The sequence below is a fragment of the Pseudomonas sp. TH21 genome, from assembly GCF_016651025.1.
Classification (GTDB): Bacteria; Pseudomonadota; Gammaproteobacteria; order Pseudomonadales; family Pseudomonadaceae; genus Aquipseudomonas; species Aquipseudomonas aylmerensis.
Window position 1 is genome coordinate 2,772,759 of the sequence record NZ_JAEKEQ010000001.1, and the last position, 20,653, is coordinate 2,793,411.

A 20,653-nucleotide genomic window follows, 5' to 3' on the forward strand; every position below is an offset into this window, starting at 1 on the left:
GGGAAGGCCTTGGCTCAAAGACGAAAGGAGGCGATGAACTTTAGGCTTAAACGAGAATGATTGTTATCTTTCTGTTACAAGCCTGAGGATTCCTGCAGGACCACATCCGTGGGATTGACCTTTTTCGGCTTGATCAGGCTGAAGTCGATCAGCGGCTTTTGCGGGCGCAGGTACGGGTTGCCGATCATCAACGGGCGTGGCTTGAAGCTGTCGCTGACCAGGCTTTTGCTGCGGTCCAGTTCCTTGGCGCTCAGACCGGCCAGGTCGGCCCAAGTGTGGATCAACTGCGAGCTGCTGTAAGGGCGCTGCAAGTCGCCGGCGAAGCTCCAGTCGTGGCTTTCACGCCATTTTGGCGAGGCGTAGGCCATGAACGGAATGGTGTACATCGGCGCCGTCGGCTTGCCTTCGTTACGCCCCAGGGTGTCGTGGCCAGTCGAATCGAAGACATCTTCGCCGTGGTCCGACAGGTACAGCAAAAAGCCATTGGGATCGGTCTTGGCGTAGTCCTTGATCAGGCTCGACACCACGAAGTCGTTGTACAGCACCGCGTTGTCGTAGCTGTTGTAGGTCGGCAGTTGATCGTCGCTGATGCCGGCCGGTACGCCCTGGCGATCGGTGAATTTGTCGAACGTCGGCGGGTAGCGGTACTGGTAGCTCATGTGGGTGCCGAGCAAGTGCACCACGATGAACTTGCGTTCGGCCGGGTCGGCCAGCGCCTTGGAGAATGGCGCTAGCACGTCGCCGTCATATTGGCGGGCGTTCTGGTTGCGGTTGTTGTTAAGGTACACCTGCTCGTCGGCCTGTTCGGAAAAGGTCGTGAGCATGGTGTTGCGCTTGGTCATGGTCTGCTGGTTGGTGATCCAGTAAGTCTTGTAGCCGGCCTGTTTCATCACGCTGACGATCGACGGGGTCTTGAGGTACAGGTCCGGGTTTTCCTCGTCGGCAAATGTCAGCACCTGTTGCAGCGCCTCGATGGTGTAGGGGCGCGGGGTGATGACGTTGTTGAACACCGCCAGTTGATCGCGCAGCTTGTCCAGCTCCGGGGTGGTGTTGCGCGGGTAGCCGTAGAGGCTCATGCGCTGGCGGTTGGTGGACTCGCCGATCACCAGCACCAGGGTCGAGGGCTGGCCGGCCATGGTGTCCTTGAGGTTGGTCAGTGGCGGGATCTGGCTCGCGCTGTCGAGCATGCCCTGCATGTTGTCCAGTTGCTCGGTGTAGCGGCGGTAGGCCACGATCATCTGCCACGGCACGGCGGGTTCGATGCGCGATTCGAAGCGGTCGATGGCGTCGTCCAGGGTGTCGCTGCGGGCGATCTGCTTGACCAGCGGGTAACCGACGATGGCCACCAGGATCGCCGTCGCCGCGAGCAGCGCCTGGCCGCGCGGCAGGTACACCGGGCGCAGGCGGGTCCAGAGGAAAACCGCCACGGCGGTGTGGGCAATGAACGCCAGCACAATCCACCAGGCGAAATACTGGGTGGCGTACTCGCCGGCTTCAGAGATGTTCGACTCGAACATGATGAAGATGACGCTTTGGGAAAATTCCTGCTGGTAGATAAAGAAATAGCCCAGGCTGGCCATGGAGCAGGCCCACAGCACCACGCCGATGAGGGCAGCAAGCAAGCGAGTACGGCGCGGGAAAATCAGCAGGGGGGCGAGCCAGATCGCGCTCATGAAGAAGGCTTGGCGAAAGCCGCTGAAGCCGGAGGTGCCGCTGAGTTGGATCAGCAGTTGGGTAATACCCGAGAAGTACCAGAAGAACACGAAAAGCCAGGCAAGGCCGGCCCAATCAAAGCCTTTCGCAGACTTAGTGCTGCGTTTGAACATAGCCATTCAGCGCTCCAACCCGATAATGCTGCAGTCGACGCGCAGGGCCGCGCGCAACAGAGGCCACCCGGGAATGGGGTGGCCGTTCGGGCGGGAGTATCGGGAGGGGCGTGTGAAAACTTTGTGAGATTTTTGTAGCGGTTATCTTACAAAGCGATGACCGGGCTTAGCAGAGCGCAGGCTGTGCGCCAGCAGGCTGATCCAGCTGAGCTTGAATGATGTGCGCACGCAGGCGCATGACTTCCTGCTGCAGCAGCTCGCGTTCGTCTTTCAACTGGCGCAGCTCGTCGCGACGGATAGAGACGTAGAGGGTCTGTGGAGGACGGGTCATCTGTGCAGTGCTCATTGCTTACCTCGCAAATAGCCGGTGTGTCGCGGTGTGCCAGAACGCTTGAGTCGAGGTTCTCGGCAGCAGTCGGGACAATTCTGAATTCTTTTTGCGGGCAATGGAACTTTTTTATTTTTGGCGGTCGTGTGACTTTTTGTGTCGTGATGCTGAAGTGATGGCAACTTTTTGTCATGAAACTACACGGATCCGCTCTGGACTAACCCTCATTAGCCTCATTGCGCTATAAACTATGTCACACATTTATTTAGCAGTTAGGAGCATCAGCACATGCAACTGGGGATTATCGGACTAGGCCGCATGGGCGGGAATATTGCACGGCGCCTGATGCTCAATGGGCATACCACCGTTGTTTACGACCGTAACGAAGCATTTGTCAAAGGGTTGAGCGAGGAGGGCGCCACCGGCGTTGCCGACTTGAAAGCCTTGGTCGCCGGGCTGCAGAAGCCGCGCGCGATCTGGGTGATGTTGCCGGCAGGCGACCCGACCGAAAACACCATCAATGAATTGAGCGAGCTGCTGGAAGACGGTGATGTGATCATCGACGGCGGCAACACCAACTACAAGGATGACGTGCGCCGCGCCAAGGCCTTGTCGGAAAAGGGCCTGCACTATGTCGACGTCGGCACCTCCGGCGGCGTCTGGGGCCTGGAACGTGGCTATTGCATGATGATCGGCGGCGACGCCGAGACCGTGCAGCGCCTCGACCCGATCTTCGCCAGCCTGGCGCCGGGCCTGGGCAACATCCCGCGGACCAAGGACCGTTCCGCCAGCGCCGACAGCCGCGCCGAGCACGGCTACATCCATGCCGGCCCTGCGGGTTCCGGGCATTTCGTCAAGATGATCCACAACGGCATCGAGTACGGGATGATGCAGGCGTTCGCCGAAGGTTTTGACATTCTCAAGACCAAGAACTCGGAAAACCTGCCGGAAGACCAGCGTTTCGACCTCAACGTCGCCGATATCGCCGAAGTCTGGCGCCGTGGCAGCGTGGTGTCGTCGTGGTTGCTGGACCTGACCGCCGATGCCCTGGCAACCGACCCGAAACTCGACGGCTACTCCGGCTCCGTGGCCGACAGTGGCGAAGGTCGCTGGACCATCGAAGCGGCCATGGAACAAGCGGTGCCGGTGCCGGTACTGTCCACCTCGCTGTTCGCCCGCTTTCGCTCGCGCCAGCAGAGCACGTACGGTGACAAGATGCTGTCTGCCATGCGCTTCGGCTTTGGTGGTCACGTGGAGACTTCCAAAAAATGACCGCCAACGGCAAAAAAACCAAGGCCGAACCCGCTCCACCCACCACCTTGTTTCTGTTTGGCGCCCATGGCGACCTGGTCAAGCGCCTGCTGATGCCGGCGCTGTACAACCTCAGTCGCGACGGGTTGCTGGGCGACGGCTTGCGCATCGTCGGCGTTGATCACAACGCCATCAGCGATGCCGACTTCGCCAAGAAGCTCGAGGATTTCATTCGCACCGAGGCCGCCAGCAAGGTGAAGGGCAATGGCGATAACGCCCTCGACCCGCAACTGTGGGCGCAACTGGCCAAGGGCATCAGCTACGTCGAGGGGGATTTTCTCGACGACAGCACCTACGCCGACATCGGCAAGAAAATTGCCGACAGTGGCACCGGCAATGCGGTGTTCTACCTGGCCACCGCGCCGCGTTTCTTCAGTGACGTGGTGCAGCGCCTGGGCAGTGCCGGGCTGTTGACCGAAACCGAAGACAGCTTTCGCCGCGTCGTGATCGAAAAGCCCTTCGGCTCCGACCTCGCCACCGCCGAAGCGCTGAACGCCAGCCTGCTCAAGGTGATGAGCGAGAAGCAGATCTATCGCATCGACCATTACCTGGGCAAGGAGACGGTGCAGAACATCTTGATCAGCCGTTTCTCCAACGTGCTGTTCGAAGCGTTCTGGAACAACCATTACATCGACCACGTGCAGATCACCGCTGCCGAAACCGTCGGCGTCGAGACCCGGGGCAATTTCTTCGAAAAAACCGGGACCCTGCGTGACATGGTGCCCAATCACTTGTTCCAGCTGCTGGCGATGGTCGCCATGGAACCGCCGGCGGCGTTTGGCGCCGATGCGGTGCGCGGTGAGAAGGCCAAGGTGATCGGCGCGATACGTCCCTGGTCGCTCGAGGAAGCCCGGGCCAACTCGGTGCGCGGCCAGTACACCGCCGGCGAAATCGGCGGCAAGTTGCTGCCCGGCTATCGCGAAGAGGCCAACGTTGCCCCTGACAGCAGTACCGAGACTTTCGTCGCCCTCAAGGTGATGATCGACAACTGGCGCTGGGTCGGCGTGCCGTTCTACCTGCGCACCGGCAAGCGCATGAGCGTGCGCGATACTGAAATCGTGATCTGCTTCAAGCCGGCGCCGTATGCGCAGTTCCGTGACACCGAGGTCGATGAGCTCAAGCCCACCTACCTGAAGATCCAGATCCAGCCCAATGAGGGCATGTGGTTCGACCTGTTGGCGAAAAAGCCTGGGCCGGCCCTGGATATGGCTAACATCCAGCTGGGTTTTGCCTACAAGGACTTCTTCGAGATGCAACCGTCGACAGGCTACGAAACCCTGATCTACGACTGCATGACCGGTGACCAGACCTTGTTCCAGCGTGCCGACAACATCGAGAACGGCTGGCGTGCGGTGCAGCCTTTCCTCGATGCGTGGAAGGAAGATGACGGGATCCAGACCTACAAGGCAGGCGAAGACGGCCCGGCAGCCGCCGATGCGTTGCTGGCCCGCGATGGCCACGCCTGGCACAGCCTCGGATGAGTGATGCCGCGATTCATCCCATCCGTTTTATCCTCAGTGACGTCGACGGCACTTTGCTGCACCCCGACCACAGCCTGAGCCAGCGCACCGCCGATGCGGTGCGCGCGTTGCGGGACGCCGGCGTTCATTTCAGCCTGGCCAGCGGGCGACCGCCCAAGGCCATGCTGCAACTGATCGAGACCTTTGGCATCGATGTGCCGGTGGCGGGCTTCAATGGCGGTACGCTGATCAACCCGGATGGCAGCATCCTGGTGGCTCACCATTTGCCGGCGGAGGCGGCGCTGGTGACCCTGGCGCTGTTTTCGAGCGAGCCGGACGTGGAAGTCTGGGTGTTCGCCGACGGCGACTGGCTGCGCCGTGACTCGCCGGGGCCGATGGAGCAGCGCGAAGCCGATGGCCTGGGCTATGGACCCGTGGTGGTGGAGAGTTTTGAGCCGTACCTGGACCGGGTCGACAAGATTGTCGCTGCCAGTCACAACACGCAGTTGCTGGTTGAGCTGGAAGCGCAGTTACAGCCCAAGGTGCAAGGGCTGGCCCATGTGTCACGGTCGCAGCCGGTGTACCTCGACGTGACGGCCATGCTGGCCAACAAGGGCGAGGCGCTCAAGACCCTGGCCGCGCACCTGGGCGTGCCCCTGGAGCAGACGGCGGCCATCGGCGATGGCGGCAATGATCCGGCCATGTTTCAAGTGGCCGGGTTGTCGATTGCCATGGGCCAGGCAGAAGAAGCCGTCAAGCGCCAAGCCAGTGTGGTCACTGGCAGCAATATTGACGACGGCGCGGCCGAAGCGATTGAACGGTTTATTCTGGCCGCGCAATAAAGGCTGAACTTGCGCTCATGAAGGGTGTGTCACACCGTTAATGAGCGCAAGTTACTCTCGACTTACTTCGGCATTGCCCAGGATTGCAATTGGTGGCCGTCTTTATCGAGTTCGGCGCGAGCCTGTAACAACAGGTTTTCCAATTGCGCCGGGTCGGTATATGCACTCGACGACAATTGTTTGCTGCCAATACGGGTATTGGTGCGGTCGATGACGCTCAGGCTGAGGGCGCCGTTGCCATCGTGCCAGGCCACGCACTGAAAGGGCTGGAAAGCACGGTCTGCGATCAAAAGAGCTTCGTTGATGCGGAGCGGGGCGTTCATGTGGGTCTTCTCTCTCATTGCCCATTCAAGTGAATGCCGTTGGTTGGGCGAGCCAAACGGCGGGTTACTTGTACTGATGCACGATGACGGGGTACGGGTCACATGCTAGAGCAAGATTTTTTAACTTTCCCTGATTAACGTCATGTAAGCAGCTGTTTTGAAAGCTGAATGAAAGTTTCCACGGCGCGCAACTTTTTGCCGGCAGAGACCGGTAAGTGGCTTTTTGCCCAGACTTATAGCAAAACGGTCCAAGCGCTGCGTCAAGACCTTGCTAGTGTTAGCCCCAAGCGTCACAAACCGTTGTTTTAAAATAACTTTAACAATTTTGACGCCAAGGAATAGTCATGATTGTTACACCCGTGCAGCGCCGTTTGCTTGTGGTCGACCCGTGTGACGATTGTCACGGGCTACTGCCCGGCTTGCGCACGGCCGGGTGGGAGGTCGACAGCTGTGCCTTGGAGTCCGTCGGCGATCGGTCCTGCGACGTCGGCCTGTTGCGTTTACAGCCCTATCACCTGGAGCGCCCCGAGGCGGTCAAGGAGCTGATCGGCCGCAGCGGCACCGAGTGGATTGCGGTGCTCAGCCAGGACGTATTGCGCCTGCAGAATGTCGGAGACTTTGTCTGCGAATGGTTTTTTGACTTCCATACCTTGCCCTTCGACGTCGCCCGTGTACAGGTGACCCTGGGCCGCGCCTTTGGCATGGCGCGCCTGCGTGGCAAAGGCCACACCCAGGTGGATGAGCCGGAGCACGAACTGCTGGGCGACAGTCGACCGATCCGCGAGTTGCGCAAATTGCTCTCCAAGCTGGCGCCGACCGAATCTCCCGTGCTGATCCGTGGGGACAGCGGCACCGGCAAGGAGCTGGTGGCCAAGACCCTGCACCGTCAATCGCAGCGTCACGCCAAGCCGTTTGTCGCGATCAATTGCGGGGCGATCCCGGAGCACCTGATCCAATCGGAATTGTTCGGCCATGAGAAGGGCGCGTTCACCGGCGCCCACCAACGCAAGGTCGGGCGTATCGAAGCGGCCAACGGTGGCACCTTGTTCCTCGATGAAATCGGCGACCTGCCGATGGAACTGCAAGCCAATTTGCTGCGTTTCCTGCAGGAAAAACAGATCGAGCGGGTCGGTGGCAGCCAGCCGATTGCGGTGGATGTGCGGGTGCTGGCCGCCACGCACGTCGATCTTGAGGCCGCCGTCGAAAAGGGCACCTTCCGCGAAGATTTGTATTACCGGCTGAATGTGTTGCAAGTGGTCACTGCGCCGCTGCGTGAACGGCATGGCGATGTGGCGATGCTGGCCAATCATTTTTCACGCTTCTACAGCCAGGAAACCGGACGGCGACCGCGTAGCTTCAGTGAAGACGCGCTGGTAGCGATGGGGCAGCACCCTTGGCCGGGCAATGTCCGCGAACTGGCCAACCGCGTGCGTCGTGGCCTGGTGCTGGCTGAAGGGCGGCAGATCGAGGCCGTTGATCTGGGATTGCAGGGTGAACAGGCAATTTCGTTGCCGATGGCTACACTGGAAGACTATAAGCACCGCGCCGAGCGTCAGGCGCTGTGCGATGTGCTCAACCGGCACAGCGACAACCTGAGTGTCGCGGCCCGCGTGCTGGGGGTTTCCCGGCCCACGTTCTACCGGTTGCTGCACAAACACCAGATCCGCTAGGGCGGGTAAACCGAAAAGCCCCGCAACGACCCTTATCGTTGCGGGGCTTTTCCTTGTGGGTTTTCCATCCCTTGCCGGCGATGGCTTGCTTAGAAGTAGTACGGGAATTTCAGGCTGAAGGTAAAGTCCGGCGCATCGTCCGTCATGCCGATCGACAGGTTCGGCACGATCGTCAGGTTGTCCGAGGCCGCAATCGTCATGCCCACGTTGAAGTACCCGGCGTTGGCGTCGCTGGAGACCACCGATTGCCAGTCCTGGCCGCTCTGCTTGACCTTGCTCTTGCGTTGCACCAGATCGGAGACGGAGAACGACATACTCATCTTCTCGTTGAGGGCGAAGGCGACACCTACGCCGAGTTGGAAGCTGTCACCCAGGCTGATCTTGCCGGGGATTTTCTGGTTGACGTTGGGGCTGATATCGCTGAACGAGTCCTCGAAGTTGTGGGTATAGGACAACGAACCGAACAGCACGGCCGGGTCGAAGGTCTTGACCAGGGAGATGCCCGGCGTCACCGACCACACCCCGTTGCCCGTCGGCAGGCTTTCCGGCACGGCGAGGTTGTCGTTGCCCGGTTGTTCGATCAGCTTGATGCCATACGGATCTTGCCCGGTCGGCGCCTTGACGCGCACCGACACCACCGCATCCGGCAGGCTGGCGCTTTCGTCGAGGAATTTGTAGGCAATGCCGAAGTTGACGTCGCCAATGGTCGGGTCGCGGGTCACCGTCCCTTCCGAGGTGGCATTCGAGTTGCCGCCGGCGCCGCCGGACTGGTAGGTCGACTCGCGGTACACCACCGGCACGTTCAGGTCGAATTGCCAGCGATTGTCCAGGTTATAGCGCCCGGTAAGGTCCAGGGTCCAACTGTCGGACTTGATCCGGTCGAGGTTGATGTTGCCGAGGAAAATCGAATCCAGCGCCAGGAAGCCGTTGAGGGACAATTGACGGGCGTCGTAGCGGGCATAGGTGATGCCGGTTTCGAAGCTGAACTTGCCGTTGCCGAAGAAGCCACTGGCCTCGTTGTACAGGTTGCTCACGCTCTGGGCGGGGGCCGAGTCGTCCTTGAGGCTTTGCCCATAGGAACTGCCGCCACCGCCGGCACCGCCCGATGCCGCCGCGGCACCGACGCCGGGCGCACCGGCCACGGTGGTACTTTTACTGAAGTCGGCGGGCGACTTGGCCAGGCGCTTGGGCGCAGGCGTCGCGGGCTGGTCTTCTACCTGTCGCACCCTCTGTTCCAATACCGCCAATGCCTTTTGTTGCACTTCGTAGCGTTGCTTGAGCTCCAGCAGTTCCTGTTTCAGCGATTCAATATCGGCGTCCGGCGCTGCATACAGCATCGTTGCAGGCAGGAGCGTACTCAAACAAACCACGGCACGTAACGATAAAGATCGATGCATGAAGTAAGCCGTCCCTTTCTAATGCGTAAGTGTCGTGGCTCAGCGTAGTTCAATAACCGGCAGGGCGTAGGCCTTTGAGTTGATCCAGATTGAGGTTTTGCGTGATGTTGTTCAGGCCGTTGTTGCCCAGCACCACGTTGAGCTGGGTCAGGTTGTTCACGAAGTTGCTGTTGCCTTGGATGATCGTGCCTTGCAGCACGTTGCCGCCGCCAATTTGCTGCACGACATTGCCTTGGTTGTTATTGGCCTGGAGGGCCATTTGCAACCCGCCATTCTTGGCGGTGACCGTGACCTGGCCCGCTGCGGTGCCGCCGGTAATCGGCTGGCCGGCCATCAAGGCCTGGCCGGACTGGACGAAGTTGGCGGGCGCCAAGCCGTTCTTGCTGACGTTGATATCGACGCCGTTGGTGGCCGTGTTGCCGTCACCGGCGGCACGTACGCTCTGCACAACACCTTGGCCGGTGCCCAGGCCGGCGCCACCGACGACCGTGCCGGTGCCGTTGGGCTGCTGGATCACGCCGTTGCCATCGTTGCCGGTGATCTGCACGTAGAACTGCGGGGTGATGGTGGAGGCGTTGACTTGCATGTTGGCGGTGCCGGTGACGGTGGCACCGGCGGCGTTGGTCCAGGTACTGCTCATGACGATGCCAAAGCTCACGATTCGCCCGGGCATCACGTAGCGGCCGCGCAGGTCGGCCATTTCTGAATCCTTGAGCTCGATCGGCTTGAACGCCGACGAAGCATAAACAGGTGCTGAGGCTGTCAGGCACATGACCGTCAGCCAACCGAGAGTGTTCATCGTCTGCTCCTGGAGCGTCCTGCTCCTTATTGCGCTTCTAGAAGAAGTCGCTCTGGATAAAACCGAAGTCCATCAGTTCGCTGTCGCGTACCGGGCTGAATTCGTTCAGCTGGTTCTTGGCGGTCAGTGGCGTGGGCGGGTCGAGCAGGGCATTGGCCTTGTCGTAGCCTTCACCCAGCACGGCGAATACGATGCCGTTCCAGCCTTTGACGAAATCGTCCGTGGCGTAGCGCTTGTGGCCCAGTACGGGATCGCCGATGTACACCCAGTCCTTATCGGCGCGCTGCATGACCACGAAATGCTTGTAGCCGCGAATATCCAGCAGTACGACCACAGGCACTTTCACGGTGAGCAGCACTTGCGGAGTGATCCGGTAGCCCTTGGCACGCATGTTGATGCTTTCCAGGTAGCGCTTCATGTCGAGCATGGAAAAGCCCTGGGTACGCACCAGGTCCTGGTCGGCGTTGACCAGCATGCCCTTGATCACGTGCTCTTCATCCACGTCCATCCAATACGCTTGGCGCAGGATGGTGGCCAGTGCGGCGGCGCCACAACTGAAATCGGTTTTCTGTTCCACCAGGTTGGCGAACTTGCGCTCGCGGATGCTCTCGACCTTTTTGTAGATCAACCCACCACCGGGCATGACCACGGCCATTTGCCCCGCCCAGGTCGGGCCGGTGAGTGCTAGCAGCAGGAAGAGGGCAACGAGGCGCATGATCGTATGACCTGTTGGACACTGGAATAAAAAAGGGCCTTGTTGCCAAGGCCCTATCAGGATCAGAAGCGAGTGATTGCTACGTTGTTCTGACCTTGGTTGTTGCTACCCGACAGAACGTTGGAGTTCGACACCCCGGAGCTGTAGTTCATCGAGTTGTTCACGCTGGCGTTGTTGACCACTGGTTTGGCGCTCCAGCCATGGCCACTGCTCAGGTTGAGGGTCAGGTTGCCCGACACATCCTGCACGCCGACTGCGGATGCAGCACCGCCGTCGCCATTACCCGAGGCGATTGCAACGCTGTTGCTGGCCTGGTTGGAAGTGCCCGATGCGGCGTTCAGCTGGATGACGCCCGAAGAGTTGTTGCCGCTGTCGTTGAGCGACGCGTTGTTTTTGGTGCCGCTGTTGAGCACGAAGTTGCCGGTGTTCGATTGTGCGGTACCGGTGCTGGCGAACACGAAGTCGGCATCGCCGGAAACGATGGCCACGTCGTTTTTGCCTTGGTTGTTGTCACCGCTCAGCACGTTGCCGTTCGCTACGCCACTGATGTGGTTGTAGGAGTCATTGGCCGAAGCGTTGTTTTTGGTTTTGTCGTTGATCACCACGTTGGAGTGGTTGCTTTGACCATCTGTAGTCGTCGCGGCAGCCGTGGTAGGGGCTGGTTGTGGACCGCCGCCACCACCATGGGGAGGTTGACCCGCTTGAGCAGCAACAGCCATGAGCGCAGCGAGAGCGAAAGCCAGTGGTTTGAGAGCCATTGTAGTTTTCATGGTGTATCTCCTTGCTTCTAATTAGTTGGTTAAGTGTTGGTACGGTCTAGCTATCGACCCAGCTCCATCAGTTGAGTCGTAAGTTCAGGGTGTTAGCCACTCGGTTCCCCACCCCGGCGCTCTGGTTGACCTGTACCACTCCACGGCTGCCGGTGAAGGCCTGGTCGCTGGTAACGACCTGGCGGCTGCCAGTGGTAGGGGTCAATCCTGAGTCTGTTGCAAGCGCAACGTTCTGTTGCGACATGACACTGTCGTCGATGCTTTGCGGACCTGCGTTGATGCTGATCCGCACGGCATTGATCATCTGGTTCTGGGCCCCGGCCGACTGATTGATGCTCAGTACACCGTTGCCGTTGCTGAAAGAGGTGCCCTTGATCGCCGCGTTGGCGTTGAGGGAGCGATCGGCGGGAACGCCGCTGATGCTTTGCGTGACGTTGATGTTCGCCTGGGCGTTGTGGCCTGTAGCGATGGCGACGTTGTTGCTCAATTGCTGCTGGTCACCGGCGGCCTGGTTAAGCATGACCACGCCGTTGTATTGCTTGCCCGAGTTATCCAGGGTGGCGTTGTTGTTGCTGTCGGCCATTGCCACACTGCAACCCAGCACCGCGAGAAGCATCCATGAACGGTTCATTTCATCGCTCCTCCGACCATGCCGCTGATACCGTTCAGCGGTTCGAGGCCACGTGAGACCGCGCTGTTGATCGTGCCCGAGATGCCGCCACCACTGTGGCCGGGCGCACTGCCTGCACCCAGGCCGATACCGCCGCCGATATTGTTCAATCCGGTGATATCGCCGTTGGGCATGATGCTGCGGGTGATACTGGCGCCGGTGGTGATGCCCGCAAAGTCGTTGTCGCTGAGGACGACGCTGGTCACCGTGGCGATCTGTGCGGACGGATTGGCATTGGCGGTGGTGGGGTAGGGGTCGACGCCGCGAGTGCGGCCGATTGCGTAAGGATTCACATGGCGATCAATCACAATCACACCGTTACCGTCGGCCAGCGCTGGAAGGCTGACGCTGGTTGCCAGCACGCAGCTGACCAGGAGGAGGCTCAATGAACCTTGAGTGTGAGTGACCACGGCACTATTCCTTATTCTTCACGCTGACCCTAAACAGCGCTGTAGGGGATAGAGCAGAAGGCGTGCCGCTTTTTATTTACCTTTGTTATTCAGGGGGTTGAGATTAGTTAGCGGCAAAGTGATGTCACCGTTGTTTCATCCATGAAACAGGCCCTTGCACACGCGCACTGAACGCACCCCTGCGCAAACGCTTCACCTGGCTGTATCAGCGGCGTAACACCTTGCCGGGTAAACGCAGGACGCCGCCCAGTACGGGCGGTCCAGCGCGTCCAGGTGTAAAAAAAATGGACACTGCGCGCGCAGCGAGGCCCTCACCGGCGCGGGCCGGCTCAGCCTTTCGGGGCTTTACGCGGGATGGAATTGAGTACGGGATTGCCGTCCTGGTTCTGGGTCAGGTAGACCGGCAAAACCTTGGGCAGGGAGGGAATGAGGTTGTTGACCTCATTGATGTTGTAGATGCCGCCGATGCGGATCGCGCCGGTGTTGGCGTCGGCCAGCATCACCGGTTTGTTCAGGTAGCGATTGATCAGCGGCAACGCGTCGGCCAGGGCCAGGTTGTCGAGGATCAGCTTGCCCTGGCGCCAGGCCAGTGCGGTGTCATTCGGGCTGATCGGGCGTATGCGCGGCGTGGCATCGCCCAGTTGATAGCTGGCCTGCATGCCGGGGGTGAGGGGCACGCTGCCGTGCACCTGGTCGCTGGCAATCTGCACCGAGCCTTCGAGCAGCATCACTCGCACCTGATCCTCATACGTCCAGACATTGAACTGGGTGCCGGTGACCCGCACCTGGCCTTGGCCGGCGCGCACGATAAACGGGTGAGTGCTGTCATGGCTGACCTTGAAGAACGCCTCGCCCTTTTTCAGCGTGACCCGGCGCTGGTCCTTGTAGTTGCTGTAGACCAGCTCGGTGCCAAGGTTGAGTTCCACCTGGCTGCCATCGCCGAGCGTGACCTGCCGCAGGCCCTGCTGGGTGGCCTCGAAGCGTTCATAGGAGCTGGGCAGCCAGCCCGCTTCCCAGCCGGTAAAGGCCGCGAGCGGCAGGGCGGCCAGGCAGATCGCCGCCGCTACCGCGTAGGTGCGCAGGCGGCTGCGCGGTTTGAACGGCACCACCACCGACGTCGGTTCATGGCGGGGCAGGTGGTCGGCGACGTCCCAGATTTCCAGCATCGCCGCGTATTCAAAGGCGTGCAGCGGGTGGGAATCGTGCCACTGGGTAAAAGCCTGACGTTCAGCCGGCGTGCAATCACTCGCGTGCAGGCGCATGCACCAATGCGCGGCGGCGTCGGTGATGGCGTCATATTCGGCTTCTGAAAGGGACTTTTCGCTCATTAACTCATCCTGATTTCGCACATTCTAACCTCCCGAGGCGGACGGCGAGAACAGCCATCATGGCGATTGCACATCAATTGGAACTTATTCTCGTTTGAAAACATCAGAAAACTGAGGACACGAGTCCGTCATTCCCACAATGGAGTACGAACATGCTGAAGAAAACCTTAGTCGCCCTGTGTGCAACCACTGCTTTGCTCAGCGCGGGCGCCGCCCTGGCCGATAAGCCGGGCGCAGGCTGGATCACCATCGAGAAGGCTATCGAGGTGGCCAAGACCAAGGCCGGCTACGTCGAGGTCTACGCGGCGGAAGCCGATGACAACGGCTATTGGGAAGTCAAAGGGCGCAAGTCCGACGGCACCGTGTATGAAGCCCGCATCGACGGGGCGTCCGGCAACATCCTGCGCGACCAGAAAGACTGATATACCCGCCGGGAGCCTGTTCAGGCTCCCGTCTCCAGCCTGCGCCCCAGGTCACTGATGATGCAGGTCACCGAGTCGGCATTGGCCAGGATCGTGTCGATCCGCTTGTCGGCATCGCTCATGAAAATATCCCGGGCCTGCGCAAGGCTGCGCGCACCGGTGGCGCTCAGCACTTTATCCTTGAGAATCCGGGTGCCATTGTGGCTGCCGAAATCCTCCCATTCCTGGCTGAACTCATCCCACACCTTGAACAGGATGCTGGCCGGTGTAGAGATCGAGAAGGCGGTCTGGCGCAGGTCGTCGAGTTCGGTCTTCATCTGCCAGGCACCGCTGGCCTTGACGTTGATCAGGTCCGGGAACGGTCGCATGCTGTCCAGGTAAGCCAGGTCTTCGGTCAGGGACTTGAGGTGGGATATCTCGTGGATCAACACGGTTGCCCGCGCGTGGGCGGAAATGTCGAACGGTGCGTTCAGGCGGTTCTGATAGACGTCCATGTGCGGGTCGAAAAAACGGTCCAGCAAGTAAATCTTGTGGTCGTGGTCTTCGGGCACGACAAAGGCAAACGTGGTTTGCGGATTGTAGCGATGGGTGCCGCTGACAAAGCGTGTCGAGTGGGCGCCGATCAGCGTGGGATTGGTCAACTCATCAAGCACCTCATCGACGCGCCGCTCGACCCTTTGCACCTGCGCGGGCGTCATCGTGACCACGCCGAACAACTCACCAAAGAACTGCCCGAGCCGGCTGTTGGGATCGCGCAGCGGCTTGAAGTGCAGGAGGTTGCGCTTGCAGTTGACCGCATAGTACGTCGCGACGTTGAGCGCCTCGTCAATGCACTGCGCCTTCCAACTGGATAACGCCTCGATTTCCTGCAGGCCCACCGCTTCGATATTGATCGCGTCGCGTTCGGCCGCCAGTGTGTAGAGCTTGCCGGTAAAGCGACTCAGGACTTTGCCGTAGCGCGGGTGGCGCCGGTTGAAATCCAGCGTCCAGACGCCCTGGGCATCGCATTGCACATAGGGGCCGTGCAGGTCGCCTATGCTCAGGCGCCAGTGCTCTCCTGCTGGTTTCACCGGGTACACCTTGCCTGCCAATGGCACGAAATGATGCTCGCCGCTTGCATCCCGGTAGGGAAGGGTCAGCGCACGAAGCTCCAGTTCGCTCAGGGCAAAATCGTGGGTTTCAAACGCTTGCAGTTGCGTACGCAAGGGCCCGGTGAGGTCCAGGTCGGCCAGCGTCAGTTCGCCCGACGACGGCCTGACCTGGCTCTGAATGGCCGGGGCCTGGGGCAGCAGCCTATCCACCTCCTTGCGCAGTGACGCCAGTTGCGCCACGCCACACACAAAGGCCCTGAGCGCGTGTTGCCAGCGGTGTTGCTGCAAGTCCTCGGCGGAGATTTTGAATTGCTGGTAGCTGCGCCATACCACCAGCGGGTAGGCCAGCTTTCCGGCCATGAACTGCAAGCCCTTGGGGATGCCCTCGGTGAACAGGCTGGTGATGGCGTCCCATTGTGCCTCGCACGCGGGGGAAAACTGCGTGTCGAGCATCTGCTGCAGCATCTGGAGGTTGTCCTGATACAGCCGGCCCAGCACATTGCCGTCGATGGTCGCGGCACCGAGGCGGATTTCCGAGAACCCACGGCCCCAACGCTCGCCGAGCAAATTGCGGTAGGTGGCCTGATGGGGCTCCTGCATCTGGCCGACGACCCAGTCCTGCAGGGTGCCGGGGCTGGTGATCGCGTTGACCAGGGCGGCTTCATGCGCGTATTCCTTCAGCAGGTGCTTGGGGCTGTAGGGCGCGTACAGGATCAGGGGCCCGGCAGTTCCGGTTTTCGCCCCGATCAGGTAGCAGCCCAGGGCTTTGACCGGTGCTGCGCCCGGGGTGGCGATCAGCTCGAGCGGGCGAATGGTTGCATTGACGCCCGCCACCGCGTCGCGCGCCACGGCATCCGGCATATCAAAGATTTGCTGGATGTAGCTCCAGGCTGATGCGGACAATCGCTCCTCGAGGGTTTGTTCATGGGCGTATTGCAGCAACTGCCAGGGCAACTGCCGACAGAACAGTTGGCGCCGCTGGCGGCTGTCCTCGGTGTCACTTGCGAGGAGCGTCGTGAGTTTCTTCTGATAAAGGTTTTTCAACCCCACTTGCCGAACCAGTTGCACCACGGCGTTGCCGTCCAGTTCCGCCGGTAATGGCGTGGCGGTCCGCGAACGCGGGCGGATATCGTCACCGTTCAGCTGGGGCAAGTGGCGCAGCGCGAAGTCCACGAGGGTCTGGACATTGCCCGTAAGGTCGATACGACCGGGGATCAAGATGCCTTCCGGGTTGATCACCTGCCCCGGAAAGCGCTTGCTGAGCAGGTCCGAGAGGAGGGGCATGACCTCATTGCGCAAGGGCGTGATGCCATGCAGGTAGTCGCGTTCGTCCGGTGCGCTGACGCGATACTGTTCCAACAGCTCGGCCTGCAGGATCTGCTCACGGGGTGCTGCCATGCCCAACCACACCGGCAATGCCTGCTGATAGGTGATGGCCTTCGCGATCGCGATGGCGCGCGGCAGGTTGGTCGGCGGTGGTCGTCGAATCAGGTTGTCCATGCAGTCCTGAAAGCGCTCTGCGCTCAATCGCATCGAGAACAGATGGTCAATCTCGTCACGCATGAAGTCGCTGTAGGTCTGTTGCCGGTTGTGCAGCAGGTGATCGTCGATGCGTCGCAGCGGACCGAGCAGGCAGACCCGATGGGGTATGTACTGCGAGACCGGCAGGTTTTCCACCAGGGTCAGACGCTTGAGGGGATCGCGCAGGCGTCGCACCAGTGCGTCGCACAACGCCTTGATCGACCCGAATGACTCGTAGCCACTGCGCGGGGTCCATAGCAGCGCCACGCCGGAGTTGAACGGATCAATGCCGCCGCGCTCGGTCAAGACAAAACAATTAGCCAAGGCATGCGGCGTGTTGTCTGTGCCGAATCTCAAGGTCAGGCCGTACGCATCCGGTATGAACCCGTTCAGGCCATGGCGGGTCAGCCGGCTCATGCCGTCGGCGTTGAGCACGCTGTCCAGCAGCACCACGCTCTCGGCGGACAGGCTCTTGTGCAGCCAGCGCAATTGCGCCTCGCCCCGCAGCCCCTGCAACATCGCCTGGCTGAGGTGGGCCTGGTTTTGCTCCAGGAGCAGGTTGGGCAGGGTGCGCAGGTCGTTTTCGGCAAACGTGCGCAGAACCTCGTCGATAATCGCATTGAAGGTAACCAGGCCCAGGTTGTGCAACTGGTAGGCGGCGCCGGCGGTGTATGGTCCGTAGAACCAGGTCAGCGACGATTCACTCAGCGCAGTGGCTTGCCGGGCCAGGCGGGCGATCAAGTGCTGCACCATGCTGGACGACGCCAGGGGCAGGCGTTCTTCGCGCTCCAGGGCAGGGGTGGGATAGGTATTGATAAAGACGGCGTCGGGCTGCAGCACCAAGTGTCTGCTGTCTAATTCGTCTGCCAGCGCGTGGGCTGCCAGGCTGCGCAAGGTGGGATGGCGCTTGCGTTCCTCGGCCATGGCGGCCTCGATGGCCTGCAGGCGCTGCAGGTGCCGCTTGGCTTTTTCCGCCAGCACTGTAGTGGGGCGGCCGTTGCCGCTGGTGACGGGATGCACGCTCCAGCGCCCGTCGGTTTCCTCGGCCAGCAACCGACTGTCGAGCATGGCACGCACATCCAGGGCACTGTCGAGCAACGCCGCCAGGTCGACGTCGCCGCCACTGCGCCGATACAGCCCCAGCGCATATTCGAGGTTGTCGAGCTGCTTGCTGACAATGTCCTCGAGTGTCTCCTGAAACACATCGCCGACCACGGGCTTGCCGGTCACCTGGACCTCATCCATGCCAATAAACACGCTGCGCTCCTCCACGGAGAGGAAATTGAGCAGTTCATCCTCGTGCCCGGCGGCCTTGAGCATGGCCAATAGCGCGTTGTCGAGGTCTTGCAGGTTCGCGAGCACCTGCAAACCGCGTGTCTGGGTGTAGAGATACGCGTGGGTGTTGCTGATCATCAGCGTGCTGGCGAGGTCGACGTAATGTTGAAAAGGCGCATGCACCCGTACCTTCTCGATATTCAGCTGCGGATCGAAGGCGCTGCGCGCGGCCTGGTCCGGCAGGAACAGCGCGCGCAGTTTCTGGTTTTCCTCGGTGGACACGATCCATGCCTGGTGCTTGAGCAGCAGGTCGGCGCGGAACTTGTCACTGATCACCCGCGCGAAAAACTGCAGGCGTGACTGCGCGCCGTCGAAGTCTTCATTCCAGTAGGTCTGCAGCAGGCTGCTCAATAACGTTGAGAGGATCGCGCTGGTGTGTTCGACCACGTTGTCCCAGCGCTGTTGGTCCTCGGCCAGTTGCTGTGGAGTGAAGGCGCTGGTGTCATGCGCGAGATTGAAATACGTGTGCGTCTGGCCTGCCGGCCAGGCCTGTTGCACATAAAAACGCAACAGTGTGTCGCGCAAAGGCTCAGAGGCGACCCAGTGCCCGCCCACGACGGTGAAGGAATTCACGCGTGTGTCGGCCTGCTTCAGACGACGAAAATGAGGGTGGGCCATGATCCCGAGCAAGGTGTCGAGCATCGCGCGCAGGCTGGGGAGTTGGCGCAATTGGCTGAGCATTGCCGCGACGTTTTTTTGTTGGCTGGCGCGGATCGCCTGCTCTTGATCCTGCATCACCGCCCCCTGGATGATGGCCGTGGTCACCGCCAGGCGCGCACCGGCCGGCAGCGCGTCACGGGTGTCGATGGACACAAATTGCAGTAACTCACTGCGCTGGCTGGGGTGTGTCAGGCGCTCTTCGAGCGTGCTGATCAGGGTGGTGCGGTGGTCGAACAGCTCGAGTCCGCCGTAAGGCGTGTAGAGCACGGCCTTGCCGTCGTCGGGCGTCGGGCTCATCAGGAACGCGCCCGCCAGCACGATGGCGGGTTGGCCGCTGAGGTTGACCAGCAACCTGTCGACCTGCATGGGAAAGCCATGCACCGTGGCGTCCTGGCGTGCCGCGTGGGTGGCGTAATACAGCGTGTGCAGCCACTCGAGGTCCCTGACCGTGAACCCCAGCGCGCGCTCTCGTGGCGTAGGTTCCTTGCGGCGGGTCGGGCGAAGGAACTCATCGAAAAAGTACGGTGGGGTAACGCGCGCCATGGTGCATTCTCCGTTGTTGCAGCGGGTAGGAGGCCCAAAAGTAGGGGCTGGCACGGTGGGCAGGGCGGTAGATAACTGGCGCGTACTGCAAGCGCCCGTTGACAGCAGGCACGGGAGGCGTTGTTTAATCGGCGGTCTGGATTCTTGTTGTCTCTTCCAATTATAAAATCGGAGCTACAGATGTCTGCCCAGTCCCCGATAGTTGACAACGCAACAGCGCTCATCGGTTTTGACGACCTGGTGGGGTTGCTGCACGCCGTGTTCGTGAAGCACGGCACGTCGCCGCAAGTCGCCGCGATCCTGGCGCACAACTGCGCCAGCGCCGAGCGTGACGGCGCCCATAGCCACGGGATCTTTCGTATCCCCGGCTACCTCAGCACCCTGGCCAGTGGCTGGGTCGACGGCAAGGCCACGCCGGTGGTCACCGACGTCGCCTCCGGCTTCGTGCGCGTGGATGCCGGCAACGGCTTCGCGCAGCCTGCACTTGAAGCGGCGCGTGCGTTGTTGGTGGACAAGGCCCGCAGTGCCGGCATCGCGCTGCTGGCGATCCACAACTCCCATCACTTTGCCGCGCTGTGGCCGGATGTCGAACCCTTCGCCGAAGAAGGGCTGGTGGCCTTGAGCGTGGTCAACAGCATGACCTGCGTGGTGCCCCACGGCGCCGACCGGCCACTGTTCGGCACCAACCCCATCGCGTTCGCCGCCCCGCGTGCCGACGGCCTGCCGATTGTCTTCGACCTGGCCACCAGCGCGATTGCCCACGGCGACGTGCAGATTGCCGCGCGCAAGGGTGAGCGCTTGTCGCCGGGCATGGGCGTCGACAGTCTCGGCCAGCCCACCACGGACCCCAAGGCGGTGCTGGAAGGCGGTGCATTGTTGCCGTTTGGCGGGCACAAGGGCTCGGCGCTGTCGATGATGGTCGAACTGCTGGCGGCAGCCTTGACCGGCGGTAACTTTTCCTTCGAGTTCAACTGGGCGGACCATCCGGGCGCACGTACACCCTGGACCGGGCAGTTGCTGATTGTGATCGACCCGAGCAAAACCGCCGGGCAAAGTTTTGCCGAGCGCAGCCAGGAACTGGTGCGGCAGATGCATGCGGCGGGGTTGCGGCGTTTGCCCGGAGATCGACGTCATCGCACACGGGCGAAGTCGCAGGCGGCAGGGATCGAGATCGAAGCGAAGGATTTGCGGCAATTACAGGAACTGGCGCAGGGGTAGGAGGGGCTGCGCGC

The 20,653-nt window shown here is 61.0% G+C and carries 17 protein-coding genes; 6 read left to right on the forward strand and 11 right to left on the reverse strand.

The window, feature by feature from the left end:
- Positions 1-74: 74 nt before the first annotated feature.
- Positions 75-1,832 carry a phosphoethanolamine transferase CptA gene (locus JFU04_RS12225; RefSeq protein WP_201144171.1) on the reverse strand — a complete coding sequence of 586 codons (1,758 nt, stop codon included), beginning with the start codon at positions 1,830-1,832 and terminating at the stop codon, positions 75-77.
- Between the two features lie 160 nt (positions 1,833-1,992).
- Positions 1,993-2,172: a DUF6026 family protein gene (locus JFU04_RS12230; RefSeq protein WP_256595109.1), complete on the reverse strand. Its 180-nt coding sequence runs from the start codon at positions 2,170-2,172 to the stop codon at positions 1,993-1,995.
- A 270-nt stretch (positions 2,173-2,442) separates the two neighbouring features.
- Here JFU04_RS12230 and gnd point away from each other — a divergent pair, with 270 nt between their 5' ends.
- The 3 genes from gnd to JFU04_RS12245 are packed head-to-tail and all read left to right on the forward strand — an operon-like array spanning position 2,443 to position 5,767.
- Positions 2,443-3,426, forward strand: coding sequence for a phosphogluconate dehydrogenase (NAD(+)-dependent, decarboxylating) (gene gnd / locus JFU04_RS12235; protein WP_065906492.1), 984 nt, complete (start codon positions 2,443-2,445; stop codon positions 3,424-3,426).
- A complete protein-coding gene (gene zwf, locus JFU04_RS12240; RefSeq protein ID WP_201144172.1) occupies positions 3,423-4,946 on the forward strand; it encodes a glucose-6-phosphate dehydrogenase in 1,524 nt (507 codons plus the stop codon). The genes gnd and zwf overlap by 4 nt, the downstream gene beginning before the upstream one ends.
- Complete coding sequence (locus tag JFU04_RS12245) at positions 4,943-5,767, forward strand: Cof-type HAD-IIB family hydrolase (RefSeq protein WP_065906497.1); 825 nt, start codon at positions 4,943-4,945, stop codon at positions 5,765-5,767. The genes zwf and JFU04_RS12245 overlap by 4 nt, the downstream gene beginning before the upstream one ends.
- Positions 5,768-5,829: 62 nt before the next feature.
- Here the strand turns inward: JFU04_RS12245 and JFU04_RS12250 are convergent, their stop codons facing one another.
- Entirely contained in the window at positions 5,830-6,090 is a 261-nt protein-coding gene (locus JFU04_RS12250; protein WP_065906499.1) for a hypothetical protein, read from the reverse strand.
- Between the two features lie 344 nt (positions 6,091-6,434).
- On the opposite strand from JFU04_RS12250, the gene JFU04_RS12255 reads away from it, so the two are divergent.
- Complete coding sequence (locus tag JFU04_RS12255; protein ID WP_065906501.1) at positions 6,435-7,760, forward strand: sigma-54 dependent transcriptional regulator; 1,326 nt, start codon at positions 6,435-6,437, stop codon at positions 7,758-7,760.
- An 89-nt stretch (positions 7,761-7,849) separates the two neighbouring features.
- On the opposite strand, the gene JFU04_RS12260 is transcribed toward JFU04_RS12255, so the two are convergent.
- The 7 genes from JFU04_RS12260 to JFU04_RS12290 all read right to left on the reverse strand — a co-directional run bounded on the left by JFU04_RS12260 (position 7,850) and on the right by JFU04_RS12290 (position 13,849).
- Entirely contained in the window at positions 7,850-9,157 is a 1,308-nt protein-coding gene (locus JFU04_RS12260; RefSeq protein ID WP_106804161.1) for a transporter, read from the reverse strand.
- Positions 9,158-9,206: 49 nt separating this feature from the next.
- Positions 9,207-9,956 carry a hypothetical protein gene (locus tag JFU04_RS12265; RefSeq protein ID WP_201144173.1) on the reverse strand — a complete coding sequence of 250 codons (750 nt, stop codon included), beginning with the start codon at positions 9,954-9,956 and terminating at the stop codon, positions 9,207-9,209.
- Between the two features lie 37 nt (positions 9,957-9,993).
- Positions 9,994-10,671 carry a C39 family peptidase gene (locus tag JFU04_RS12270; RefSeq protein ID WP_106804159.1) on the reverse strand — a complete coding sequence of 226 codons (678 nt, stop codon included), beginning with the start codon at positions 10,669-10,671 and terminating at the stop codon, positions 9,994-9,996.
- Between the two features lie 62 nt (positions 10,672-10,733).
- Complete coding sequence (locus JFU04_RS12275) at positions 10,734-11,441, reverse strand: heme utilization protein (protein ID WP_106804158.1); 708 nt, start codon at positions 11,439-11,441, stop codon at positions 10,734-10,736.
- Between the two features lie 67 nt (positions 11,442-11,508).
- Positions 11,509-12,072 carry an adhesin gene (locus tag JFU04_RS12280; protein ID WP_201144174.1) on the reverse strand — a complete coding sequence of 188 codons (564 nt, stop codon included), beginning with the start codon at positions 12,070-12,072 and terminating at the stop codon, positions 11,509-11,511.
- Positions 12,069-12,521 (reverse strand): hypothetical protein, encoded by a 453-nt coding sequence (locus tag JFU04_RS12285; protein WP_120448380.1) that lies wholly within the window; start codon positions 12,519-12,521, stop codon positions 12,069-12,071. Before JFU04_RS12285 ends, JFU04_RS12280 begins: the two co-directional genes overlap by 4 nt.
- Before the next feature lie 329 nt (positions 12,522-12,850).
- Entirely contained in the window at positions 12,851-13,849 is a 999-nt protein-coding gene (locus tag JFU04_RS12290; RefSeq protein ID WP_106804155.1) for a FecR family protein, read from the reverse strand.
- A gap of 152 nt (positions 13,850-14,001) precedes the next feature.
- On the opposite strand from JFU04_RS12290, the gene JFU04_RS12295 reads away from it, so the two are divergent.
- The gene (locus JFU04_RS12295) at positions 14,002-14,271 is read left to right on the forward strand and encodes a PepSY domain-containing protein (RefSeq protein ID WP_016979404.1); all 270 of its coding nucleotides are present in this window, start codon (positions 14,002-14,004) and stop codon (positions 14,269-14,271) included.
- Between the two features lie 20 nt (positions 14,272-14,291).
- Here JFU04_RS12295 and JFU04_RS12300 read toward each other — a convergent pair whose 3' ends face one another.
- Positions 14,292-19,421: a dermonecrotic toxin domain-containing protein gene (locus JFU04_RS12300; protein WP_201144175.1), complete on the reverse strand. Its 5,130-nt coding sequence runs from the start codon at positions 19,419-19,421 to the stop codon at positions 14,292-14,294.
- A gap of 180 nt (positions 19,422-19,601) precedes the next feature.
- On the opposite strand from JFU04_RS12300, the gene JFU04_RS12305 reads away from it, so the two are divergent.
- On the forward strand, positions 19,602-20,639 hold the full coding sequence (locus JFU04_RS12305; RefSeq protein WP_106804153.1) for an Ldh family oxidoreductase: 1,038 nt from the start codon (positions 19,602-19,604) through the stop codon (positions 20,637-20,639).
- The last annotated feature ends 14 nt before the right edge of the window (positions 20,640-20,653 follow it).